Here is a 19,258-nt window from a genome sequence, read left to right on the forward strand (position 1 = left end):
TGAGTTCTCAAGGAACGGTCGCTTCCTTTGTACTCACCCTCTCGGGCTTTCCTCCGGGCTTCCCTTCGTTCTTGCGTTTCCGACTCTATCAGATCTTCTTCCGATCCGATTTCCTCGGTGCTTTCCAGGTTTCCGCTCTCGCGTTTCCCTTTCCGGCGGTTCCGACTCTATCAGATCCTTTCGGCGTCTGATTCCCAGTCAGCGGGTGTTGTCTTCGCGGCTGTTGGGCCGTTCCGACGAGTGAGACTTTAGCGGATTCCCAGCCTCCGAGCTAATCGGGGGGCCGCGTCCTTTCGAACGTGGATTCCTTCATTTCGCACATACGCATGCCGAAGCAAAACGACGACGGGTCGTCGGCTGCTGGTAGGTACTTGCGAAATGGCTGTCCGGGGACCGACCGGAGTCGGCGCTCACGTCGAACAACTCGGAGAACATTACGTAGCCGGTTGGGGTGTGTCAACTCGCGGCGGGACGGCACCCCGGAGCGTATGGTGGACGACATGACTACGCGTACGTGCACCCAGCAGTGGTGGGCCGCCTGACGGCGGCCGCGTTCACGTACGCATTCAACGGCCGCCGCTTCGGCGGCCGTTCGTGTATCTCCCTCCGGAACCTCTGAGGGTCGGCCGCTCGGGACGGCGGCTCCGACCAGGAGGTGGAGAAGGAATGACACGGGTCTTCAGCGGGATCAAGCCGACCGGGCACCTGACGCTGGGCAACTACCTCGGGGCCATGCGGCAGTGGGCTGCCGTGGATCAGCACCAGGCCGACTCCTTGTTCTGCATCGTCGATCTGCACGGGATGACCGTGGACCACGATCCGGCCCGGCTGCGCCGGCTCACCCGGCAGGCGGCGACCCTGTTGCTGGCGGCCGGGCTGGATCCGCAGCTGTGCACCGTGTTCGTACAGAGTCATGTCGACGAGCACACCCGGCTGTCGTACCTCATGGAGTGCGTGGCGACCGACGGGGAGATGCGGCGCATGATCCAGTACAAGGAGAAGGTCGCGAGCGAGGCGGTGCGCGGGCGGAGTGTGCGGCTGTCCCTGCTGACGTATCCGGCGCTGATGGCGGCGGACATCCTGGCGTACGGGGCGGACGAGGTGCCGGTGGGGGACGACCAGGCGCAGCACGTGGAGCTGACGCGGGATCTCGCGGTGCGGTTCAACCAGCGGTACGGGCATACGTTCGTGGTGCCGAAGGCGACCGTGCCGAGCGTGGCCGCGCGGGTGATGAACCTGCAGGATCCGACGTCGAAGATGGGCAAGAGCGACGACTCCGGAGCGGGCATCGTCTATCTGCTCGACGAACCGGAGGTGATCCGGAAGAAGATCATGCGGGCCGTGACGGACAGTGGGCAGGAGGTCGTCTACGACCGGGAGGAGCAGCCCGGGGTCGCGAATCTGCTGGAGATTCTCGCTGCGTGCACGGGCGGGAACCCTGAGTCACTGGCAACCGTTCACGATTCGTACGGCGCTCTGAAGCAGGCCACCGCGGAGGCGGTGTTGGACGTGCTCAGTCCCGTGCAGGCCAGGCACAAGGAGTTGTGTGTCGATCCGGGATATGTGGAGGAGGTGCTGCGGCATGGAGCGGAGAAGGCTCGGGCGATCGCCCGGCCGATCGTCGATACCGCCTATCGGGCGATCGGGCTGTTGCCGCCGGGCGCCTTCTCGGAGGCTGCCGCGGCCCAGCCCGTGTTGAACGCGGCGCGCTAGGCGCACGGCAGTCCCCCGTGGCCCCGCTCGGTCCTTCTCGCCTTGGTCCTTCTGGCCTCAGTCCTTCTTGCCGGTGGCGAGTTCGCGGCTGCGGTCGCGGGCGGCTTCGAGGGCGGCGATGAGGGCGGCCCGTACGCCGTGGTTCTCCAGTTCGCGGATGGCGTTGATGGTGGTGCCGGCGGGCGAGGTGACGTTCTCGCGGAGCTTGACGGGGTGTTCGCCGCTGTCGCGGAGCATCACGGCGGCGCCGATCGCGGACTGGACGATGAGGTCGTGTGCCTTGTCGCGGGGCAGGCCGAGCAGGATGCCGGCGTCGGTCATGGCCTCGACCAGGTAGAAGAAGTACGCCGGGCCCGAGCCCGACAGGGCGGTGCAGGCGTCCTGCTGGGACTCGGGGACCTGGAGGGTCTTGCCGACGGCACCGAAGATCTCCTCGGCGGTGGCGAGGTGGGCGGCGGTGGCGTGGCTGCCGGCGGAGATGACGGACATCGCCTCGTCGACGAGGGCGGGGGTGTTCGTCATGACACGGACGACCGGGGTGCCGGCGACGAGGCGCTCCTCGAAGAAGGAGGTGGGGATGCCCGCCGCACCGCTGATGACGAGGCGGTCGGCGGGGATGTGCGGGGCGAGTTCGTCGAGCAGGGTGCCCATGTCCTGCGGCTTGACCGTGAGGATCAGGGTGTCGGCGGTCTTCGCGGCCTCGGCGTTGGTGACCGGGGTGACTCCGTGGCGGGCGCGGAGTTCTTCGGCCCGTTCGGGGCGGCGGGCGGTGACCAGGAGGTCGGCGGGTGCCCAGCCGGCCCGGATCATTCCGCTGAGCAGGGCTTCGCCGATCTTGCCGGTACCGAGGACTGCGACTTTCTGACTCATACGGTTCAGTCTGGCACCGGGTGTGGCGGGCGGGGGGCGGTTGTCCGCTGTGCGGACGTCGGCGGCGGCTATGCCGTCCGTCGCCTGAGGGTGGCCGCGCCCAGGGTCAGCACCAGCAAGGCGCAGCCGGCGACGATCAGGATGTCCCTGACGAAGGTGGCGGTCATGTCGGTGTGGTGGAGGACCTGGTTCATGCCGTCGACCGCGTAGGACATGGGGAGGACGTCGGAGAGGGCTTCGAGGGCGGGGTGCATCTCGGAGCGGGGTGTGAAGAGGCCGCAGAGGAGGAGCTGGGGAAAGATCACCGCGGGCATGAACTGGACCGCCTGGAATTCCGAGGCTGCGAAGGCCGAGACGAAAAGACCGAGGGCTGTGCCGAGCAGGGCGTCGAGCAGGGCGACCAGGAGCAGGAGCCAGGGGGAGCCGGTGACGTCGAGGCCCAGGAACCAGACGGCCAGGCCGGTGGCGAGGGCCGACTGGATGATCGCGAGGATGCCGAAGGCGAGGGCGTAGCCGGCGATGAGGTCGGCTTTGCCCAGCGGCATGGCGAGGAGGCGTTCGAGGGTGCCGGAGGTGCGTTCGCGGAGGGTGGCGATGGAGGTCACCAGGAACATCGTGATGAGCGGGAAGATGCCGAGGAGCGAGGCGCCGATGTTGTCGAAGGTGCGCGGGCTGCCGTCGAAGACATAGCGGAGCAGGACCAGCATCAGGCAGGGGATGAGGAGCAGCAGCGCGATCGTGCGGGGGTCGTGACGGAGCTGGCGCAGGACGCGGGCCGCGGTGGCCGTGGTGCGGGAGAGGTTCAGGGCGCTGACAGGTGCGGTCGCGGTGGTCGCCGTCCGGGTGGTGGCCGTCTGAGTGGTCATCGTGCGCCTTCCTTCGTGCGGGACTTGGACTTGGCGGCCGCGTCGTCGACGAGGTGGAGGAAGGCTGCCTCGACCGTGTCGGAGCCGGTGCGGGTGCGGAGTGCCTCGGGGGTGTCGTCGGCGAGGATCTCGCCCTCGCGCATGAGGAGGAGGCGGTGACAGCGCTCGGCCTCGTCCATGACGTGGGAGGAGATGAGGAGGGTGGCGCCGCGGGTGGCGGTGATGGAGTGGAAGAGCTGCCAGAGGTCGCGGCGCAGGACGGGGTCGAGGCCGACGGTGGGTTCGTCGAGGACGAGGAGTTCGGGGGTGCCGAGCAGGGCGACGGCGAGGGAGACGCGGCTGCGCTGGCCGCCGGAGAGGTTACCGGCGAGGGAGTCGGCGTGGCTGGTGAGGTCGACTTCGCCGAGGACGCGTTCGACGTCGGCGCGGCGGTCGGGGGCGGGGCGGGTGGGGTCGAGGATCGAGCCGAAGTAGTCGAGGTTCTGGCGGATGGTCAGGTCGTCGTAGACGGAGGGGGCTTGGGTGACGTAGCCGATGCGGGTCCGGAGGGTGGGGTGGCCTGCGGGGCGGCCGAGGACGTTCAGGGTGCCGGTGACCTTGGCCTGGCTGCCGACGATGGCACGCATCAGGGTCGACTTGCCGCATCCGGAGGGCCCGAGCAGGCCGGTGATCTGGCCGCGGGGGACGGTGAAGTCGAGGCCGCGCAGGACGGTTCGGGGGCCGCGGACTGCGGTGAGGCCGGTGGCCTGGACGGCGGGGGGCAGGGCGGAGTTGCCGGGGGCCTCGGTCGGCTCCGGCGAGTAATTCACCATGCGATGAATAATGCTCGGGAGGGGGTGGGGCGTCAAGGGGAGGGGTGAGGGGCGCTCTTCTGGTGCGGGATGAAGGACACGGCGGGGCAGCGCTCCGTAAGGAGCGCTGGGCTGTACCGGTCCGCGGCTCCGCCGCGGGGTGCGACTGGCCCCCGTCGGCCCGCAGCCGCATCGCAGCTGCGGGCCGGCGCGCGTGTGGGGTTCAGGTGTTGAGGGCGACCAGGAGGAGGACGTCGTAGGTCTCCTCGACGATCCCTTCCGGGAAGGCCTTCAGAAGGTGGGCACGCTCGTCCGCGAAGAAGGCGGTGCGACGGTCCTCGGGGGCGACCAGGAATGCCGAGTGGCTGCCGATGTTGGCGAGGTGGGTGTCGAGCGGGATGCGGCGGCTCCAGCGGACCTCGCGGCGGTTGAAGCGGAGGCGGCCGCTGGGATCGGCGAGATCCGTGCGTTCGGCAGTCTTGCGCTTCACGGTGGCGATGTCCTCGCCGAAGAAGCGGCTCATCCGCTCGTTCTGCCCGGCGATCCACTCGATGTCGACGGCGTCGGTGTTCCACCACAGCGCGATCGCGCCGCCGGGACGCAGCACCCGGAGCGCCTCCGGCACGGAACGGGCCGGGTCGGTCCAGTGCCAGGCCTGGGCGTAGGTGAGGAAGTCGGCGGTGTCGTCGGCGAGCGGGAGGGCGTTGCCGTTGCCGCGGACGAGCGGGACACCGGGGAGCGTGCGGTGGAACTGCGCCGCCATGCCCTCGCCCGGCTCCACCGCGACCACGTCGGCGCCGCGCGCGTGCAGGACGGCGGTCGCGATGCCGGTGCCCGCGCCGACGTCGACCACCCGCGCGCCGGTGAGGGAGCGGCCGGCCTCTTCCTCGACGGCGTCGAGGAGGGCGGGCGGGTAGGAGGGGCGGTTCGCGGCGTACTGGGCCGCGGCGGCGTTGAAGGAGTGCGCGCGGGTCGCGTGCGAGGGGACAGGGGTGGGGTTCGGGGGGCGCGACTGGCTTGTGGTCATACGGCCATGGTCCCGAGGGCGGGGCGGGAGGCGACAGGGAATATCGGCAGGCGGGCGGAGACGCCCGGTGCCGTACCGGGCGGTCTCAGCGCTTCCGCTTCTTCTTCGACGGGTTGCCCGTGCGGCGCGTGGTGCGGCGTTCGTGTTCCTGGACGGCGGTCTCGTACTCGGCGCGGTGGAGTCGCTCGCCGGGGGCCTCCGTCAGGGAGCGGAAGAAGTAGGCGAGGAGGGAGCCGACGAAACCGATGGCGAGGAGGCCGCGCAGGGAGGCCTGGCGTTCGGGGTCGGGGCGCTTGCCGAAGGACTCCCAGGTGTTTCGGAAGGCCAGTGCGCTGCAGATGGCGAACATCGCGACGACCAGAACGGTCACGAAGGCGCCGGTGTCGGCGAGCTGAACGCCTTCGTAGGCGAGGCGGAGGATTAGGCAGGAGACGACGGCGGCGGCGAGCGAGCCCACGGCCACGCCGATACGACGAACGGTGTAGCCGTCGTCGTGGTTGACCCAGGACGTGCCGAAGAAGCGGAGGGGCTCGGGGCGGGGGCCGCTCGGGGCCTCGCCGGTGGAGCCCGCGGGGGTGTCCGGGGTGCCTGGTTCGTCGCTCACAGGACGATTATGGCGCCGGGGGCCGCGGGCTCCGGGTCGGGGTGACCGGTCAGGCGCAGCGGTCGGCCACGTAGCCGTCGCTGCCTGTGTTGACGTTGGTGTCCGAGACGAACTCGCCGTTGCTGATGTTGTCCCAGATGTTCGAGGTGCCGTAGTAGCCGGACACCGTCGTGCCGGGTGTCTGGCAGTAGATCGGCACCTTGGCTCCCTCGGGCAGGACCCGGGTGATGTCGTAGCTGGTGCCCGGGCCGCTGCGGACGTTCAGGCGAAGGCCAGGGGCGACGTCGTAGTAGCGGATGCTGGCGGCGGCGTTCGCCGTGGCGGCGGAGCCGAGGAGCATGAGGAAGGCGCTGCCGGCGGCTGCCGCCAAGAGGGTGGATCTGTGTCTGAGCGATGTCATACGAGTCCTCCGGAGTCCGAAGACCGGATCAGGTCAAACCGAATCGCGAAACCGGATCAGGCGCAGCGGTCGGCCACGTAGCCGTCGCTGCCTGTGTTGACGTAGGCGTCCGAGACGTATTCGCCGTTGTCGATGTTGTCCCAGATCTTGGACGTGCCGTAGTAGCCGGACACCGTCGTACCGGGTGTCTGGCAGAAGATCGGGACGCGGGTGCCCTCGGGGAGGGACCGCGTGATGTTGTAGTTGGTGCCCGGGCCACTGCGGACGTTGAGGCGGACGCCGGGGGCGACCGCGTACGTCTTCACAGAAGATGCCGCCAGCGTTGCGACGGCCTCGTCCTCGCCGCTGCTCTCGGCTTCCTGCACTTGGTCGACAGACATGTGTAGCTCCCCCCACTGGACCCATGAGCGCCATGGAGTCCCGTTGATTCCCCTGAATCGAGCCACGAAACACATGTGCGTAACTCGCACGCGGAGGCTAGCAAGCCGCCTCTGTATCGCACGCGTCATCGACTAGGCTCCGTGCGTCGCGCGCCGCGAAGAACAGCACGGGGGTGATCCCATGACGCCACAGCGCAACACCGGAGCGGGCGCGGAAGCGGAACTTCCCGAGTACGCCGGGCACTACCGCCTGGAGTCCTGCCTGGGTTCGGGCGGTATGGGGGTGGTGCACCTGGCCCGCAGCACCTCGGGGCTGAAGCTCGCCGTGAAGGTCGTGCACGCCGAGTTCGCCAAGGACCGTGAGTTCAGGGGCCGTTTCCGGCAGGAGGTGGCCGCCGCGCGCAAGGTCAGCGGGGCATTCACCGCGCCTGTCGTGGACGCCGACCCAGAGGCCGCGCGGCCCTGGATGGCCACCCTCTTCATCCCCGGCCCGACCCTGGCCGAGCACGTGAAGCGGAACGGTCCCATGCCCTCTGCCCAGTTGCGCCGGCTGATGGCGGGGCTCGCGGAGGCGTTGCGCGACATTCACCGGGTCGGGGTGGTGCACCGGGATCTCAAACCGAGCAATGTACTGCTCGCCGAGGACGGTCCGAAGGTCATTGACTTCGGTATTTCCCGGCCAAAGGACAGTGAACTGCGGACCGAGACCGGGAAGTTGATCGGTACACCGCCGTTCATGGCACCGGAGCAGTTCCGGCGGCCGCGTGAGGTCGGCCCGGCCGCGGACATCTTCGCGCTCGGGTCGGTGCTGGTGCATGCGGCGACCGGGCGGGGGCCGTTCGACTCCGACAGCCCTTACGTCGTCGCCTACCAGGTGGTGCATGACGAGCCCGACCTCACCGGCATGCCGGAGGAGCTTGCTCCGCTGGTGCTGCGCTGTCTCGCCAAGGAGCCCGAGGACCGGCCGACACCCGACGAAATGATGCGGGAACTGCGGTCGTTGTCAGCGTCGTACGACACGCAGGCGTTCATACCGGCGCAGCGGATCAAGGACGACCACGACGACCCGCCCGAGGAGGAGGCACCGGCCGCCGTTCCGGAGAGGAAGGCACGTAGGGCGACGAGACGGCGTATGGCCGTCGCCGCCGGGACGGCTGTCCTGGTCCTGGGCGGTGTGCTCGCCTCGGCGCTCTGGCCGGGGGACGACGGTCCAGCCCCCGTCGGCGGCACGGTGCGCAGTTCCACCGGCACGTTCGAAGCCTGGCAGACGGCGGCAGTGGCCAAGGACGGCTCGGGGATGCCTCAATGCGTCGGCGGAGCAGGGAAACTGCTGTGCTTGCGGTCGGGGCTGGCCTTCGCCCTCGACCCCGTGGACGGCCGTCTGCTCTGGCGGCACAGGGTCGCGGACGAACGTACCAGCGGCTCGCCGTCCCGGTCGGGCGGGCTCATGCTGGTGCCGACAGACGGAGGCCGGCGGGTGGAGGCACTGGACCCCACTTCGGGTTCGTCGCGCTGGAAGCAGGACCTGCCCGCGGTCCAGGTCATGGAGATCACCCAGAGCATGCTGCTGGTCGTCGGGGCCAACGGGGTGATCACCGGCCTCGACAGCAAGTCCGGTGACACCAGGTGGAGCCTGCCCGTCTCCGGCAGCGGCACCCCGTCCCTGAGTTCGTTCGCCGGAGATCCATGGGCGTACGCGACCAGTACCTCCGCCGACGGAACGCACACCCTGGTCACCGCGCTGGACCCGGACACGGGCGCCAAGCGCTGGGAAGCCCGGCTCGCGGGGGATCTCAGGTCGGCCGGCAGCGCGGGCGGGTCCCTATTCCTGCTGTCCGTGAACACTTCCTCCGGTGCGACGAACGCGGTGGTGCGCTACAAGCCGGAGGCGAAGGCGGCCCGCCGGGTGCCGCTGCCCGTTCCCCGCTTTGCGCCAAGTGCCGCCGTGCGCGGTGATGTCGTCTATCTGCTGTCCGCCGGTGGCTCGCTGGAAGCCGTGGACCTGGAGAGCGGCAAACGGCTCTGGGCTCTCCAGACCTCGGTGAGCAGGGGCTCGGCGCCCGCGGCCGACGACCAGTACGTCTACTTCACGGCGGCCGACGGACGTCTGCTCGCCGTCGACGCACGCAAAGGAACCCTCGTCGGCCAGACTCCGGCGCGTCTGGGCACCAACGCCGACCAGGTCACCGCCGCGCTACCCGCCCCCCTGATCCTCGACAACCACGTCTACGCCACCGCCCCCGACGGCACCGTCTTCGCCGTGGACGCGGAGGATCCCGCCGTCTGGTGATGACACACGACGGAAGGGGTCGCCCCCTTGCGGGAGGCGACCCCTGTCGCATGTGTCACATGCCCGGCGTCAGCCGAGCTTGCTCACGTCGCGCACCGCGCCGCGGTCCGCGCTGGTGGCCATCGCCGCGTAGGCCCGCAGGGCCGCCGAGACCTTGCGGTCGCGGTTCTTCGGGGCGTACACGCCGTTCAGGGCCTGCTCGCGGCGGGTCAGCTCGGCGTCGTCGACGAGGAGCTCGATCGTGCGGTTCGGGATGTCGATGCGGATGCGGTCGCCGTTCTCGACGAGGGCGATGGTGCCGCCCGAGGCCGCCTCCGGGGAGGCGTGGCCGATCGACAGGCCCGACGTGCCGCCGGAGAAGCGGCCGTCCGTGATCAGCGCGCAGGTCTTGCCGAGGCCGCGGCCCTTGAGGAAGGACGTCGGGTAGAGCATCTCCTGCATGCCGGGGCCGCCCTTGGGGCCCTCGTAGCGGATGACGACCACGTCGCCGTGGGTGACCTGCTTATTGAGGATCTTCTCGACGGCCTCTTCCTGCGACTCGCAGACGACCGCCGGGCCCTCGAAGGTCCAGATCGACTCGTCGACGCCGGCCGTCTTCACCACACAGCCGTCGACGGCGAGGTTGCCCTTGAGGACCGCGAGGCCGCCGTCCTTGGAGTACGCGTGCTCGACGCTGCGGATGCAGCCCTCCGCCGCGTCCTCGTCCAGGGCCTCCCAGCGCTCGGACTGGGAGAAGGCCTCGGAGGAGCGGACGCAGCCCGGGGCCGCGTGCCACAGTTCCACCGCCTCGGGGGACGGGGAGCCGCCGCGCACGTCCCAGGTCTTCAGCCAGTCCGACAGGGACGGGCTGTGCACGGAGTGGACGTCCTCGTTGAGGAGGCCGCCGCGGTGCAGTTCGCCGAGGAGGGCGGGGATACCGCCGGCCCGGTGCACGTCCTCCATGTAGTACGTGCGGGTCTTCGCGACGTTCGGGGCCACCTTGGCCAGGCAGGGCACCCGGCGCGAGACCTCGTTGATCTCCTCCAGGCCGAAGGGGACGCCCGCCTCCTGGGCGGCGGCCAGCAGGTGCAGGATCGTGTTGGTGGAGCCGCCCATCGCGATGTCCAGGGCCATCGCGTTCTCGAACGCGGCGAAGGTCGCGATGTTGAGGGGCAGGACCGTGTCGTCGTCCTGCTCGTAGTAGCGGCGGGTGATGTCCATGACCGTGCGGGCCGCGTCGACGTACAGCTGCTTACGGGCCGTGTGGGTGGCCAGCACCGAACCGTTGCCGGGGAGGGAGAGACCGATGGCCTCGGTCAGGCAGTTCATCGAGTTGGCGGTGAACATGCCGGAGCAGGAGCCGCAGGTCGGACAGGCGTTCTCCTCGATCTTGAGGACGTCCTCGTCGGAGATGCTCTCGTTGGCCGCGTCGACCATCGCGTCGATCAGGTCGAGGGTGCGGACCGTGCCGTCGACGAGGGTGGCGCGGCCGGCCTCCATCGGGCCGCCGGAGACAAAGACCGTGGGGATGTTGAGCCGCAGTGCGGCCATCAGCATGCCCGGCGTGATCTTGTCGCAGTTGGAGATGCAGACCAGCGCGTCGGCGCAGTGCGCCTCGACCATGTACTCGACCGAGTCCGCGATCAGGTCGCGGGACGGGAGGGAGTACAGCATGCCGCCGTGGCCCATCGCGATGCCGTCGTCCACGGCGATCGTGTTGAACTCGCGCGGGATGCCGCCCGCCTCCTTGATCGCCTCGCTGACGATCCGGCCGACCGGCTGGAGGTGGGTGTGGCCCGGCACGAACTCGGTGAAGCTGTTGGCGACCGCGATGATCGGCTTGCGGCCGATGTCCGCGCCCGGTACACCGGAGGCGCGCATAAGGGCGCGGGCGCCCGCCATGTTGCGGCCGTGGGTGACTGTGCGGGACCTCAGCTCGGGCATCGTGGCTCGCTCCTTCAGACAGATAGGGCTGCTACCGAGCCTACGCCCGTTGCCCAGGCCTCGGGACGAGGTGTCCGGAATGCGGGACGAGTGTCTCGTGGTGCCGGCCTCACGGCCCGGTCAGATGCCCCTGCACCACCGGCGCCACCCGCGCCACGATCTGCTCCAGGTCGGCCGACGCCAGCGGCTCCAGCTTGATCACGTACCGCAGCATCGCGCACCCCACCAGCTGCGCGGCCGCCAGCTCGGCGCGCAGTTGCGCGTCCGGGAGGTCCAGCTGTTCGGCGAGACGGCGCAGCAGCTGGGCGGCGATCAGCCGGCGGAAGACGGCGGCGGCCGTCTCGTTGTTCACGGCCGAGCGGAGGATCGCCAGCAGGGGTGTACGGGTGGTGGGGTTCTCCCAGATGCCGAAGATGAAGCGGGTCAGGCGCTCGCCGACGCCGTCCAGCGGGCCGTCGGCGATCGCGACGGGCGCGTTCAGCGCGGGGGCGAAGGCGACCGCGATGGAGGCCTCGAAGACCTGCTCCTTGGTGCCGAAGTAGTGGTGCACGAGGGCCGAGTCGACGCCGGCGGCCTTGGCGATCCCGCGGACGGACGTCTTGTCGTACCCGAGTTCGGAGAACTCCTCGCGCGCGGCGGCGAGGATTCGGTCCCGGGTGTCCGCCGACTCGGTACGCGGGGGGCGGCCGCGGCGACGGGTACCGGTACCGCTCTCACCGCTTCCGGTCTCGGCCCCGGTCACCGGCGGGGCACCTTCAGCGCCGAGGCCAGGTGCAGGCGGGTGAAGGCCAGCGCCTCCGCGAGGTCGGCCTCGCGCTCGGCGCCGGACATCGCGCGCCGGGTGTTGACCTCGATGACGACATGCCCGTCGAAGCCGGTGAACGCGAGGCGCTCCAGGAGCTCGGCGCAGGGCTGGGTGCCGCGGCCGGGCACCAGGTGCTCGTCCTTGGCGGAGCCGCGGCCGTCGGCGAGGTGGACATGGCCGAGCCGGCCGCCCATCCGGTCGAGCATGGCGAGCGCGTCCGTGCGCGACGTCGCGGCATGGCTGAGGTCGATCGTGAAGTGCCGGTAGTCGTCCTTGGTGACGTCCCAGTCGGGTGCGTACGCCAGCATCTCGCGGTCGCGATAGCGCCAGGGGTACATGTTCTCCACCGCGAACCGGACGTCCGTCTCGTTCGCCATGCGCCAGATCCCCTCGACGAAGTCGCGGGCGTACTGACGCTGCCAGCGGAACGGCGGGTGCACCACGACCGTGCTCGCGCCCAGCTTCTCGGCGGCGGCCCGGGCCCGCTGGAGCTTGACCCAGGGGTCGGTCGACCAGACCCGCTGGGTGATGAGCAGACAGGGCGCGTGGACGGCGAGGATCGGGATGCGGTGGTAGTCGCTCAGCCTGCGCAGGGCCTCGATGTCCTGGCTGACCGGGTCGGTCCACACCATGACCTCGACGCCGTCGTAGCCGAGGCGCGCGGCGATCTCGAAGGCCGTCGCCGTCGACTCCGGATAGACGGAGGCCGTGGAGAGCGCGACCTTCGCATCCGGGATGCGGACGACGTCCCTTGGTTTTGCCACGAGGGACAGGTTACGGGGTGGGGTTGGGTGGAGGCGGGGCACGTCTTCGCCGGTGTGACGATCGTCGCGTCGGCGGTGGGTCCGGACGCCTGCCCGCCGTTGCGGATCACCCGCGCCCCCTGCGCGGGTACCTACGCCGAACCCATGTGATCAAGTCGCCGCAGGATCACGCCCTCCCGGAGCGCCCACGGGCACACCTCCACCGTCTCCACCTCGAACAGGTCCATCGCGGCCTCCGCCACCAGCGCGCCCGCCACCAGCTGGCCCGAGCGGCCCTCGGAGACTCCGGGGAGTGCGCCGCGCTGGGCCGTGTTCATGGCCGCCAGCCGCGGGACCCAGGTCTCCAGGGAGCTGCGCTTGAGCTCGCGCTGGACGTAGAGGCCGTCGGCGGAGCGGGCCGCGCCGGCGATACGGGCCAGCTGCTTGAAGGTCTTGGAGGTGGCGACCACATGGTCGGGGGCGCCGAAGCGGCTGAACTCGCCGACGGTACGCGCGATCTCGGCCCGTACATGGCGGCGCAGTGCCCGTATGTCGTCCGGGGCCGGCGGGTCGCCGGGGAGCCAGCCGGCGGTGAGCCGGCCGGCGCCGAGCGGCAGCGAGGCGGCCGTGTCCGGCTCCTCGTCGATGCCGTACGCGATCTCCAGGGAGCCGCCCCCGATGTCCAGGACCAGCAGCTTTCCGGCCGACCAGCCGAACCAGCGGCGTACCGCGAGGAAGGTCAGCCGGGCCTCCTCGGCGCCGGTGAGGACCTGAAGCTCGACGCCGGTTTCGGCCTTCACGCGCGCGAGGACGTCGTCGGCGTTGCTGGCCTCGCGCACGGCGGAGGTGGCGAACGGCAGCAGATCCTCGACGCCCTTGTCCTCGGCGGCCTGCAGGGCCTCATGGACGACACCGATCAGTTTCTCGACCCCGTCGGGGCCGATCGCGCCGTTGCCGTCGAGGAGTTGGGCAAGGCGCAATTCCGCCTTGTGCGAGTGCGCGGGCAGCGGGCGTGCGCCGGGGTGCGCATCCACCACCAGCAGATGCACCGTGTTGGATCCCACGTCGAGGACACCGAGTCTCATGTACGGAACGCTACTGCCAGGTGGCCGGTATCCCCTCGTCGGAGCCGTCCCCGAAGCCGGCTCGGGCGACATACCCTGTACAGGTGCCAAAGACGAAAAAGACGAAGGACCACAAGGGCGCCAAATCCGCCGACGGTTCTTCTCGGGCGAAGCCACCGAAGAAGTCGAAGACGTCACAGCGGCCTCCGGCAGGGGACGAGAAGGGCCTCGACTTCGCGCGCGCATGGGTGGAATTCCCGGATCCGGCGGACGACGAACAGGTGTTCCGCTGTGATCTGACATGGCTGACCTCCCGCTGGAACTGCATCTTCGGCAGCGGCTGCCAGGGCATCCAGGCGGGCCGCGCGGACGACGGCTGCTGCACGCTGGGCGCGCACTTCTCCGACGAGGACGACGAGAAGCGGGTCGCCGACCATGTGTCGAGGCTCACGCCGGATGTCTGGCAGCACCACGACGAGGGCACCCGGAACGGCTGGATCTCGGAGGACGACGAGGGCTCCCGCCAGACCCGCCCGTTCAACGGCTCGTGCATCTTCCAGAACCGTCCCGGTTTCGCGGGCGGCGCGGGCTGCTCGCTGCACATCCTGGCGCTGCGGGAGGGCCGCGAGCCGCTGGAGACCAAGCCGGACGTCTGCTGGCAGCTCCCGATCCGCCGCACGTACGACTGGATCGACCGCCCCGACGACACGCGCGTCCTCCAGGTCTCGATCGGCGAGTACGACCGCAGGGGCTGGGGCCCGGGCGGCCACGACCTGCACTGGTGGTGCACATCGGCGACCTCGGCACACGGCGCGGGCGACCCGGTCTACGTCTCCTACCGCCCGGAGCTGACCGAACTGATGGGCAAGGCCGGCTACGACCGCCTGGCAGAACTCTGCGAGGAACGCCTGGCTTCCCAGCTGCCGCTGCTGGCCCCGCATCCGGCGGATCCGGCGAGCTGAGGCCATTTTTTTCAGGGGGCACGGGGGGTCCTGCCGAGCGACACCCACTGCAGCGCCCCGAAAGGGGCGCGGGGAACTGCGCGAGCAACCACGACGGCACCGCACCCTTCACGGACTCGCCGGCGCTCCCGCACTCTCGCTCTCCGTCGGCGAAGCCGACTCCGTCGGACTGGCGCTGTCCGATGCGGTCGGCGTAGGCGAAGCCGACGTCGGCGGCTCGCTGACCGGCGGTGTCGGTTGGGGGGACGACGACTCGGTCGCCGTCGGTGTCGGCCGCCCCGGAGGCGTCGGCCCCCTCCGCACCGGCGGAGCCATCCCGTACCCGTCGATCGACACCACCGCCCCCGCCGGCGCCACCGCCACCCGCGCGCTCCAGTGCCCGGCCGGCTCCCGCAGATGATCGACGTACACCTTGATCGTGAACGACTCGCCCGGCCGGAGCGTTCCCGAGGACCGCGAGAAGTACAGCCACCCCGCCGAGGTGGACACCGACCACCGCATCGGCGCGTCCCTGGCCGCCGCGAGCGTGATCAGCGTCGTGTCACCGTCGTTCGCGGCCGTCACCGCGAGGTGCCCCGCACCGGCCTTCGTCCGGTCGCCGCCCACGACGCTGACCACCTCCACCGAGACGTCGGCCTTGCCGTCCTTCCCGATGCGCGGCCCGGGTCTGGTGCCGGCGTTTCCGGCGTTCTCGTAGCCCCCGGCCTCGTCGCCCTCCAGCGCGTCGGGCCCGGAGGCCTCGCGCGCGGTCGCGGACGGGCCGTCGTGGCTCTCCCCCGCCGGCGAGCCCCGATAGGCGGCCCACAGCGCCAGCACCGGCGCCGCCACCACCGTGGCGACGACGGTCGTCGTGACGGCACGCGCGCGTAGCCGGTCACGGCGGGCCGCGCGGTCCTTGGGATCCATCGGGAATCCACGCCGGTCGAAGCGCGGCACGGCGGCGCCACGCGCGCGCGTAGGGTGCGCCATCGCCATGTGCAGGGCCGCGCGGGGCGCCTCCAGGACGGGCAGCTCGGCGGGCGTGGTGATCGCACCGGGCCACCGCCCGGGGGCCGCGCGTTCCGCGGTACGGCGGCAGCGCGGGCAGTCGTCGACGTGCCGGACCAGCTCGCGGCGCAGGGCGCTGCTGAGCACCAGCTGGCTGTCGCCGGTGAGGTGGGACACGCTGGGGCAGCCGCCGGTCTCGACGACGGCGAGCGCCGCGCGGGTGCGTTCCACCTCGCAGGCGGCGGAGGCGAGCAGCTCACGGGCGCCGGGCAGCTCCATGCCGAGGACGGCGGCGACCTCGTGGACGGTCAGGTGGTGGCGTACGGCGAGTTCGAGCGCCTCGCGCTGCTCCGGGGTGGTGCCGGCGGCCTCGGGCCAGGCGAGCTGGGCGAGTTCGCGGCGCCGCTGCTCCTCGGTCTCCCCGGCGGCCGGCGGTTCGGGGGCGATGTGCCGTCCCGCCGCGTGGGTGGCCTGACGTTTCTGCTTGGCCTCGGCCAGCCCGCGCAGACAGGCCCAGCGGGCCAGCGCGTACAGCCAGGCCCTGCGGTCCCCGGCGGCTTCCAGGACGCGCTGGCCACGCCGCTCGGCGAGGACGAGGACGTCCCCGAGGGCGGTGGTGGCCGCGTCGTGGTCGCACAGCACGGAGAGGCAGTACGTGAACAGCCCGTCCAGGTACGGCTCGTAGCGCGCCGCCGGCCGCTGCGCCAGCGCACGCGCCGCCGTACGGTCGCGCGCCGCGCGCGCTCCCCGGTGTGCCCGGTGCGCGCCGGTCATGCGGGTCGAGGTTTCCGGGCTGCTGCTCATCACCCGTGCGACCGTAGGCGGCGGCGTAACGTCTCTTCTTGCGCCTTGAGCACTTTTAATCCGTACGGGTGAAACGATCCCTCATAAGGGGACACTGACCCGATATTCGGTGGCTCGTCCCCGATCAGGCCTGGCCAGGACCCGTCCACCCACATCCGTCACGGGCGCCACCGTGGCCCCGCTGTCAGTGGCGGGGGCTACGGTTTCCGCATGGCTGCCCGTACCAAGACCGCGAAAGACCGTCCCTCGTACCGCTGCACCGAGTGCGGCTGGCAGACGGCCAAGTGGCTCGGCCGCTGCCCCGAGTGCCAGGCCTGGGGGACGGTCGAGGAGTACGGCACGCCCGCGGTCCGCACGACGGCGCCCGGCCGGGTCACCACCTCCGCGGTGCCCATCGGCGAGGTCGACGGCCGCCAGGCCACCGCGCGCACGACCGGCGTGCCCGAGCTGGACCGGGTGCTGGGCGGCGGCCTGGTCCCCGGCGCGGTCGTCCTGGTGGCCGGCGAGCCCGGCGTCGGCAAGTCCACCCTCCTGCTCGACGTGGCGGCCAAGTCGGCCAGTGACCAGCACCGCACGCTCTATGTCACCGGCGAGGAGTCCGCGAGCCAGGTCCGGTTGCGCGCCGACCGCATCGGCGCCATCGACGACAACCTCTATCTCGCCGCCGAGACCGATCTGGCCGCCGTCCTCGGCCATTTGGACGCGGTCAAGCCGTCGCTGCTGATCCTGGACTCCGTGCAGACGGTCGCGTCGCCCGAGATCGACGGCGCGCCCGGTGGCATGGCCCAGGTGCGGGAGGTGGCCGGGGCGCTCATCCGCGCCTCCAAGGACCGGGGCATGTCGACTCTCCTGGTGGGACATGTCACCAAGGACGGCGCGATCGCGGGCCCCCGTCTCCTCGAACACCTGGTGGACGTCGTGCTGCACTTCGAGGGCGACCGGCACGCGCGCCTGCGGCTCGTCCGGGGCGTCAAGAACCGCTACGGCACCACGGACGAGGTCGGCTGCTTCGAACTGCACGACGAGGGCATCACGGGCCTCGCCGACCCGAGCGGACTTTTCCTGACACGTCGTGACGAACCGGTCCCGGGTACCTGTCTGACGGTGACCCTGGAGGGTCGCCGCCCGCTGGTCGCCGAGGTCCAGGCGCTGACCGTGGAATCCCAGATCCCCTCCCCGCGCCGCACCACCTCCGGCCTGGAGACCTCCCGGGTCTCGATGATGCTGGCGGTGCTGGAGCAGCGCGGGCGGATCAGCGCGCTCGGCAAGCGGGACATCTACTCCGCGACCGTGGGCGGCGTGAAGCTCTCCGAGCCCGCGGCCGACCTGGCGATCGCCCTCGCCCTGGCCTCCGCCGCGAGCGACACCCCGCTCCCCAAGAACCTGGTCGCCATCGGCGAGGTCGGCCTCGCGGGCGAGGTCAGACGGGTCACCGGCGTCCAGCGCAGGCTCGCGGAGGCGTACCGCCTGGGCTTCACGCACGCGCTCGTACCGGGCGATCCCGGCAGGATCCCGGCGGGTATGAAGGTCCTGGAAGTCGCGGACATGGGGGACGCGCTGCGGGTGCTGCCGCGCTCGCGTCGCCGAGAGGCCCCACGGGAGGCGGAGGAGCGCCGGTAGACTTTGCCCTGGTCTCGCCCGTCCGTACGAACCGCGTGCGGGTGCGGGAGCGCCTCAGAACCTGCGACCGGAGGAGTGCAGTGGCAGCCAACGACCGGGCAGCGGCTCCCGGAAAATCCGGTGGGAGTGCCGGTTCCGATGGCCTGATGCGCGCCTCGCTGAGCGCTGTGGCTCCGGGCACGTCGATGCGTGACGGCCTGGAGCGGGTCCTCCGCGGCAACACCGGCGGGCTCATCGTCCTCGGCTTCGACAAGACGGTCGAGACGATGTGCACGGGCGGTTTCGTCCTTGATGTCGAGTTCACGGCAACCCGGCTGCGCGAGCTGTGCAAGCTCGACGGCGGCATCGTGATCTCCTCCGACCTGTCGAAGATCCTCCGGGCCGGCGTCCAGTTCGTGCCGGACGCGACGATCCCCACGGAGGAGACGGGCACGCGGCACCGTACGGCGGACCGGGTCTCCAAACAGGTCGGCTTCCCGGTGGTCTCGGTATCCCAGTCGATGCGGCTGATCGCGCTCTACGTCGACGGGCAGCGCCGTGTCCTGGAGGACTCGGCGGCGATCCTCTCCCGTGCGAACCAGGCGCTCGCGACCCTGGAGCGGTACAAGCTCCGCCTGGACGAGGTCGCGGGAACGTTGTCAGCGCTGGAGATCGAGGACCTGGTGACGGTCCGCGACGTCTCGGCCGTCGCCCAGCGGCTGGAGATGGTCCGCCGTATCGCCACGGAGATCGCCGAGTACGTCGTCGAACTGGGCACCGACGGGCGGCTGCTCGCGCTCCAGCTGGACGAGCTGATCGCGGGCGTCGAACCCGAGCGCGAGCTGGTGGTCCGGGACTACGTCCCCGAGCCCACGGCCAAACGCTCCCGCACGGTCGACGAGGCGCTCTCCGAGCTGGACGCGCTGAGCCACGCGGAGCTGCTGGAACTGCTGACGGTGGCGCGGGCGCTCGGTTACACGGGTTCCCCGGAGGCGCTGGACTCGGCGGTGTCGCCGCGCGGCTTCCGGCTGCTGGCGAAGGTTCCGCGGCTGCCCGGGGCGATCATCGACCGGCTGGTGGAGCATTTCGGGGGCCTGCAGAAGCTGCTCGCCGCGAGCGTCGACGACCTGCAGACCGTCGACGGGGTCGGCGAGGCCCGCGCACGCAGCGTCCGGGAGGGCCTGTCGAGGCTGGCGGAGTCGTCGATCCTCGAGCGGTACGTGTAGCTCCGCGGGGGGCCGATATTTCGGCTGCCGGCCGGTGGGGGCCGACCGCGCCCGCGCGGCGGTAGCCGCAAATCGATGCAGCCCCGCGCCCCTTACGGGGCCCGTCGCAGCTGCGGGCAGTCGTGCCTCCCCCAGTGCCTCAAGGGCCTGGGAGGTGCCCCCAGGGCGGCACGGGTGGGCGCAGCGGCACCTTGCCAGCGCCGG

Annotated in this window: 19 protein-coding genes; 7 read left to right on the forward strand and 12 right to left on the reverse strand. The window is 70.8% G+C overall.

What is annotated here, in order from left to right; translation table 11 throughout:
* A partial coding sequence (locus tag ACWGJB_RS41640) for a hypothetical protein (RefSeq protein WP_453385229.1) occupies positions 1–191 on the forward strand: 191 nt, incomplete at its 5' end.
* A 475-nt stretch (positions 192–666) separates the two neighbouring features.
* Entirely contained in the window at positions 667–1,713 is a 1,047-nt protein-coding gene (gene trpS, locus ACWGJB_RS41645) for a tryptophan--tRNA ligase (protein WP_453385230.1), read from the forward strand.
* Between the two features lie 57 nt (positions 1,714–1,770).
* On the opposite strand, the gene proC is transcribed toward trpS, so the two are convergent.
* From proC to ACWGJB_RS41680, 7 genes are all read right to left on the reverse strand, one after another.
* Positions 1,771–2,583 (reverse strand): pyrroline-5-carboxylate reductase, encoded by an 813-nt coding sequence (gene proC, locus ACWGJB_RS41650; protein WP_453385231.1) that lies wholly within the window; start codon positions 2,581–2,583, stop codon positions 1,771–1,773.
* Positions 2,584–2,651: 68 nt separating this feature from the next.
* Complete coding sequence (locus ACWGJB_RS41655; RefSeq protein WP_453385232.1) at positions 2,652–3,449, reverse strand: ABC transporter permease; 798 nt, start codon at positions 3,447–3,449, stop codon at positions 2,652–2,654.
* Complete coding sequence (locus ACWGJB_RS41660; protein WP_453385233.1) at positions 3,446–4,261, reverse strand: ABC transporter ATP-binding protein; 816 nt, start codon at positions 4,259–4,261, stop codon at positions 3,446–3,448. The genes ACWGJB_RS41655 and ACWGJB_RS41660 overlap by 4 nt, the downstream gene beginning before the upstream one ends.
* Before the next feature lie 202 nt (positions 4,262–4,463).
* Positions 4,464–5,267, reverse strand: a complete 804-nt coding sequence (locus ACWGJB_RS41665) for a class I SAM-dependent methyltransferase (protein ID WP_453385234.1) — start codon at positions 5,265–5,267, stop codon at positions 4,464–4,466.
* Between the two features lie 85 nt (positions 5,268–5,352).
* Positions 5,353–5,871, reverse strand: coding sequence for an EamA/RhaT family transporter (locus ACWGJB_RS41670; RefSeq protein WP_453385235.1), 519 nt, complete (start codon positions 5,869–5,871; stop codon positions 5,353–5,355).
* 49 nt (positions 5,872–5,920) lie between these two features.
* Entirely contained in the window at positions 5,921–6,271 is a 351-nt protein-coding gene (locus tag ACWGJB_RS41675) for an SH3 domain-containing protein (protein WP_453385236.1), read from the reverse strand.
* Positions 6,272–6,327: 56 nt separating this feature from the next.
* A complete protein-coding gene (locus tag ACWGJB_RS41680) occupies positions 6,328–6,651 on the reverse strand; it encodes an SH3 domain-containing protein (RefSeq protein ID WP_453385237.1) in 324 nt (107 codons plus the stop codon).
* A 181-nt stretch (positions 6,652–6,832) separates the two neighbouring features.
* On the opposite strand from ACWGJB_RS41680, the gene ACWGJB_RS41685 reads away from it, so the two are divergent.
* A complete protein-coding gene (locus tag ACWGJB_RS41685; RefSeq protein ID WP_453385238.1) occupies positions 6,833–8,941 on the forward strand; it encodes a protein kinase domain-containing protein in 2,109 nt (702 codons plus the stop codon).
* A gap of 69 nt (positions 8,942–9,010) precedes the next feature.
* Here the strand turns inward: ACWGJB_RS41685 and ilvD are convergent, their stop codons facing one another.
* The 3 genes from ilvD to ACWGJB_RS41700 all read right to left on the reverse strand — a co-directional run bounded on the left by ilvD (position 9,011) and on the right by ACWGJB_RS41700 (position 12,433).
* Positions 9,011–10,864, reverse strand: coding sequence for a dihydroxy-acid dehydratase (gene ilvD, locus ACWGJB_RS41690; protein ID WP_453385239.1), 1,854 nt, complete (start codon positions 10,862–10,864; stop codon positions 9,011–9,013).
* A gap of 109 nt (positions 10,865–10,973) precedes the next feature.
* Positions 10,974–11,606, reverse strand: a complete 633-nt coding sequence (locus ACWGJB_RS41695; RefSeq protein WP_453385240.1) for a TetR/AcrR family transcriptional regulator — start codon at positions 11,604–11,606, stop codon at positions 10,974–10,976.
* Complete coding sequence (locus ACWGJB_RS41700) at positions 11,603–12,433, reverse strand: sugar phosphate isomerase/epimerase family protein (protein WP_450761419.1); 831 nt, start codon at positions 12,431–12,433, stop codon at positions 11,603–11,605. The genes ACWGJB_RS41695 and ACWGJB_RS41700 overlap by 4 nt, the downstream gene beginning before the upstream one ends.
* A gap of 27 nt (positions 12,434–12,460) precedes the next feature.
* Here ACWGJB_RS41700 and ACWGJB_RS41705 point away from each other — a divergent pair, with 27 nt between their 5' ends.
* Complete coding sequence (locus ACWGJB_RS41705; RefSeq protein WP_453385241.1) at positions 12,461–12,583, forward strand: hypothetical protein; 123 nt, start codon at positions 12,461–12,463, stop codon at positions 12,581–12,583.
* Here the strand turns inward: ACWGJB_RS41705 and ACWGJB_RS41710 are convergent.
* Positions 12,565–13,497 carry a Ppx/GppA phosphatase family protein gene (locus ACWGJB_RS41710; protein ID WP_453385242.1) on the reverse strand — a complete coding sequence of 311 codons (933 nt, stop codon included), beginning with the start codon at positions 13,495–13,497 and terminating at the stop codon, positions 12,565–12,567. The two genes, ACWGJB_RS41705 and ACWGJB_RS41710, sit on opposite strands and share 19 nt — an antisense overlap.
* Before the next feature lie 83 nt (positions 13,498–13,580).
* Between ACWGJB_RS41710 and ACWGJB_RS41715 the strand changes: the two genes are divergently transcribed.
* Positions 13,581–14,438: a hypothetical protein gene (locus ACWGJB_RS41715; RefSeq protein ID WP_453385243.1), complete on the forward strand. Its 858-nt coding sequence runs from the start codon at positions 13,581–13,583 to the stop codon at positions 14,436–14,438.
* 108 nt (positions 14,439–14,546) lie between these two features.
* Here ACWGJB_RS41715 and ACWGJB_RS41720 read toward each other — a convergent pair whose 3' ends face one another.
* On the reverse strand, positions 14,547–16,229 hold the full coding sequence (locus tag ACWGJB_RS41720; RefSeq protein ID WP_453385244.1) for a hypothetical protein: 1,683 nt from the start codon (positions 16,227–16,229) through the stop codon (positions 14,547–14,549).
* 210 nt (positions 16,230–16,439) lie between these two features.
* On the opposite strand from ACWGJB_RS41720, the gene radA reads away from it, so the two are divergent.
* Complete coding sequence (gene radA, locus ACWGJB_RS41725) at positions 16,440–17,849, forward strand: DNA repair protein RadA (protein WP_453385245.1); 1,410 nt, start codon at positions 16,440–16,442, stop codon at positions 17,847–17,849.
* An 80-nt stretch (positions 17,850–17,929) separates the two neighbouring features.
* On the forward strand, positions 17,930–19,054 hold the full coding sequence (gene disA, locus ACWGJB_RS41730) for a DNA integrity scanning diadenylate cyclase DisA (RefSeq protein ID WP_453385246.1): 1,125 nt from the start codon (positions 17,930–17,932) through the stop codon (positions 19,052–19,054).
* The last annotated feature ends 204 nt before the right edge of the window (positions 19,055–19,258 follow it).

This window comes from Streptomyces sp. NPDC054813 (genome assembly GCF_053611365.1).

What these genes read in the sequence shown, in the direction of transcription:
- trpS (WP_453385230.1), top strand. Translation starts at nt 667, where the DNA reads ATGACACGGGTCTTCAGCGGGATCAAGCCGACCGGGCACCTGACGCTG.
- proC (WP_453385231.1), bottom strand. Translation starts at nt 2,583, where the DNA reads ATGAGTCAGAAAGTCGCAGTCCTCGGTACCGGCAAGATCGGCGAAGCC.
- ACWGJB_RS41655 (WP_453385232.1), bottom strand. Translation starts at nt 3,449, where the DNA reads ATGACCACTCAGACGGCCACCACCCGGACGGCGACCACCGCGACCGCA.
- ACWGJB_RS41660 (WP_453385233.1), bottom strand. Translation starts at nt 4,261, where the DNA reads ATGGTGAATTACTCGCCGGAGCCGACCGAGGCCCCCGGCAACTCCGCC.
- ACWGJB_RS41665 (WP_453385234.1), bottom strand. Translation starts at nt 5,267, where the DNA reads ATGACCACAAGCCAGTCGCGCCCCCCGAACCCCACCCCTGTCCCCTCG.
- ACWGJB_RS41675 (WP_453385236.1), bottom strand. Translation starts at nt 6,271, where the DNA reads ATGACATCGCTCAGACACAGATCCACCCTCTTGGCGGCAGCCGCCGGC.
- ACWGJB_RS41680 (WP_453385237.1), bottom strand. Translation starts at nt 6,651, where the DNA reads ATGTCTGTCGACCAAGTGCAGGAAGCCGAGAGCAGCGGCGAGGACGAG.
- ACWGJB_RS41685 (WP_453385238.1), top strand. Translation starts at nt 6,833, where the DNA reads ATGACGCCACAGCGCAACACCGGAGCGGGCGCGGAAGCGGAACTTCCC.
- ilvD (WP_453385239.1), bottom strand. Translation starts at nt 10,864, where the DNA reads ATGCCCGAGCTGAGGTCCCGCACAGTCACCCACGGCCGCAACATGGCG.
- ACWGJB_RS41710 (WP_453385242.1), bottom strand. Translation starts at nt 13,497, where the DNA reads ATGAGACTCGGTGTCCTCGACGTGGGATCCAACACGGTGCATCTGCTG.
- ACWGJB_RS41720 (WP_453385244.1), bottom strand. Translation starts at nt 16,229, where the DNA reads ATGAGCAGCAGCCCGGAAACCTCGACCCGCATGACCGGCGCGCACCGG.
- radA (WP_453385245.1), top strand. Translation starts at nt 16,440, where the DNA reads ATGGCTGCCCGTACCAAGACCGCGAAAGACCGTCCCTCGTACCGCTGC.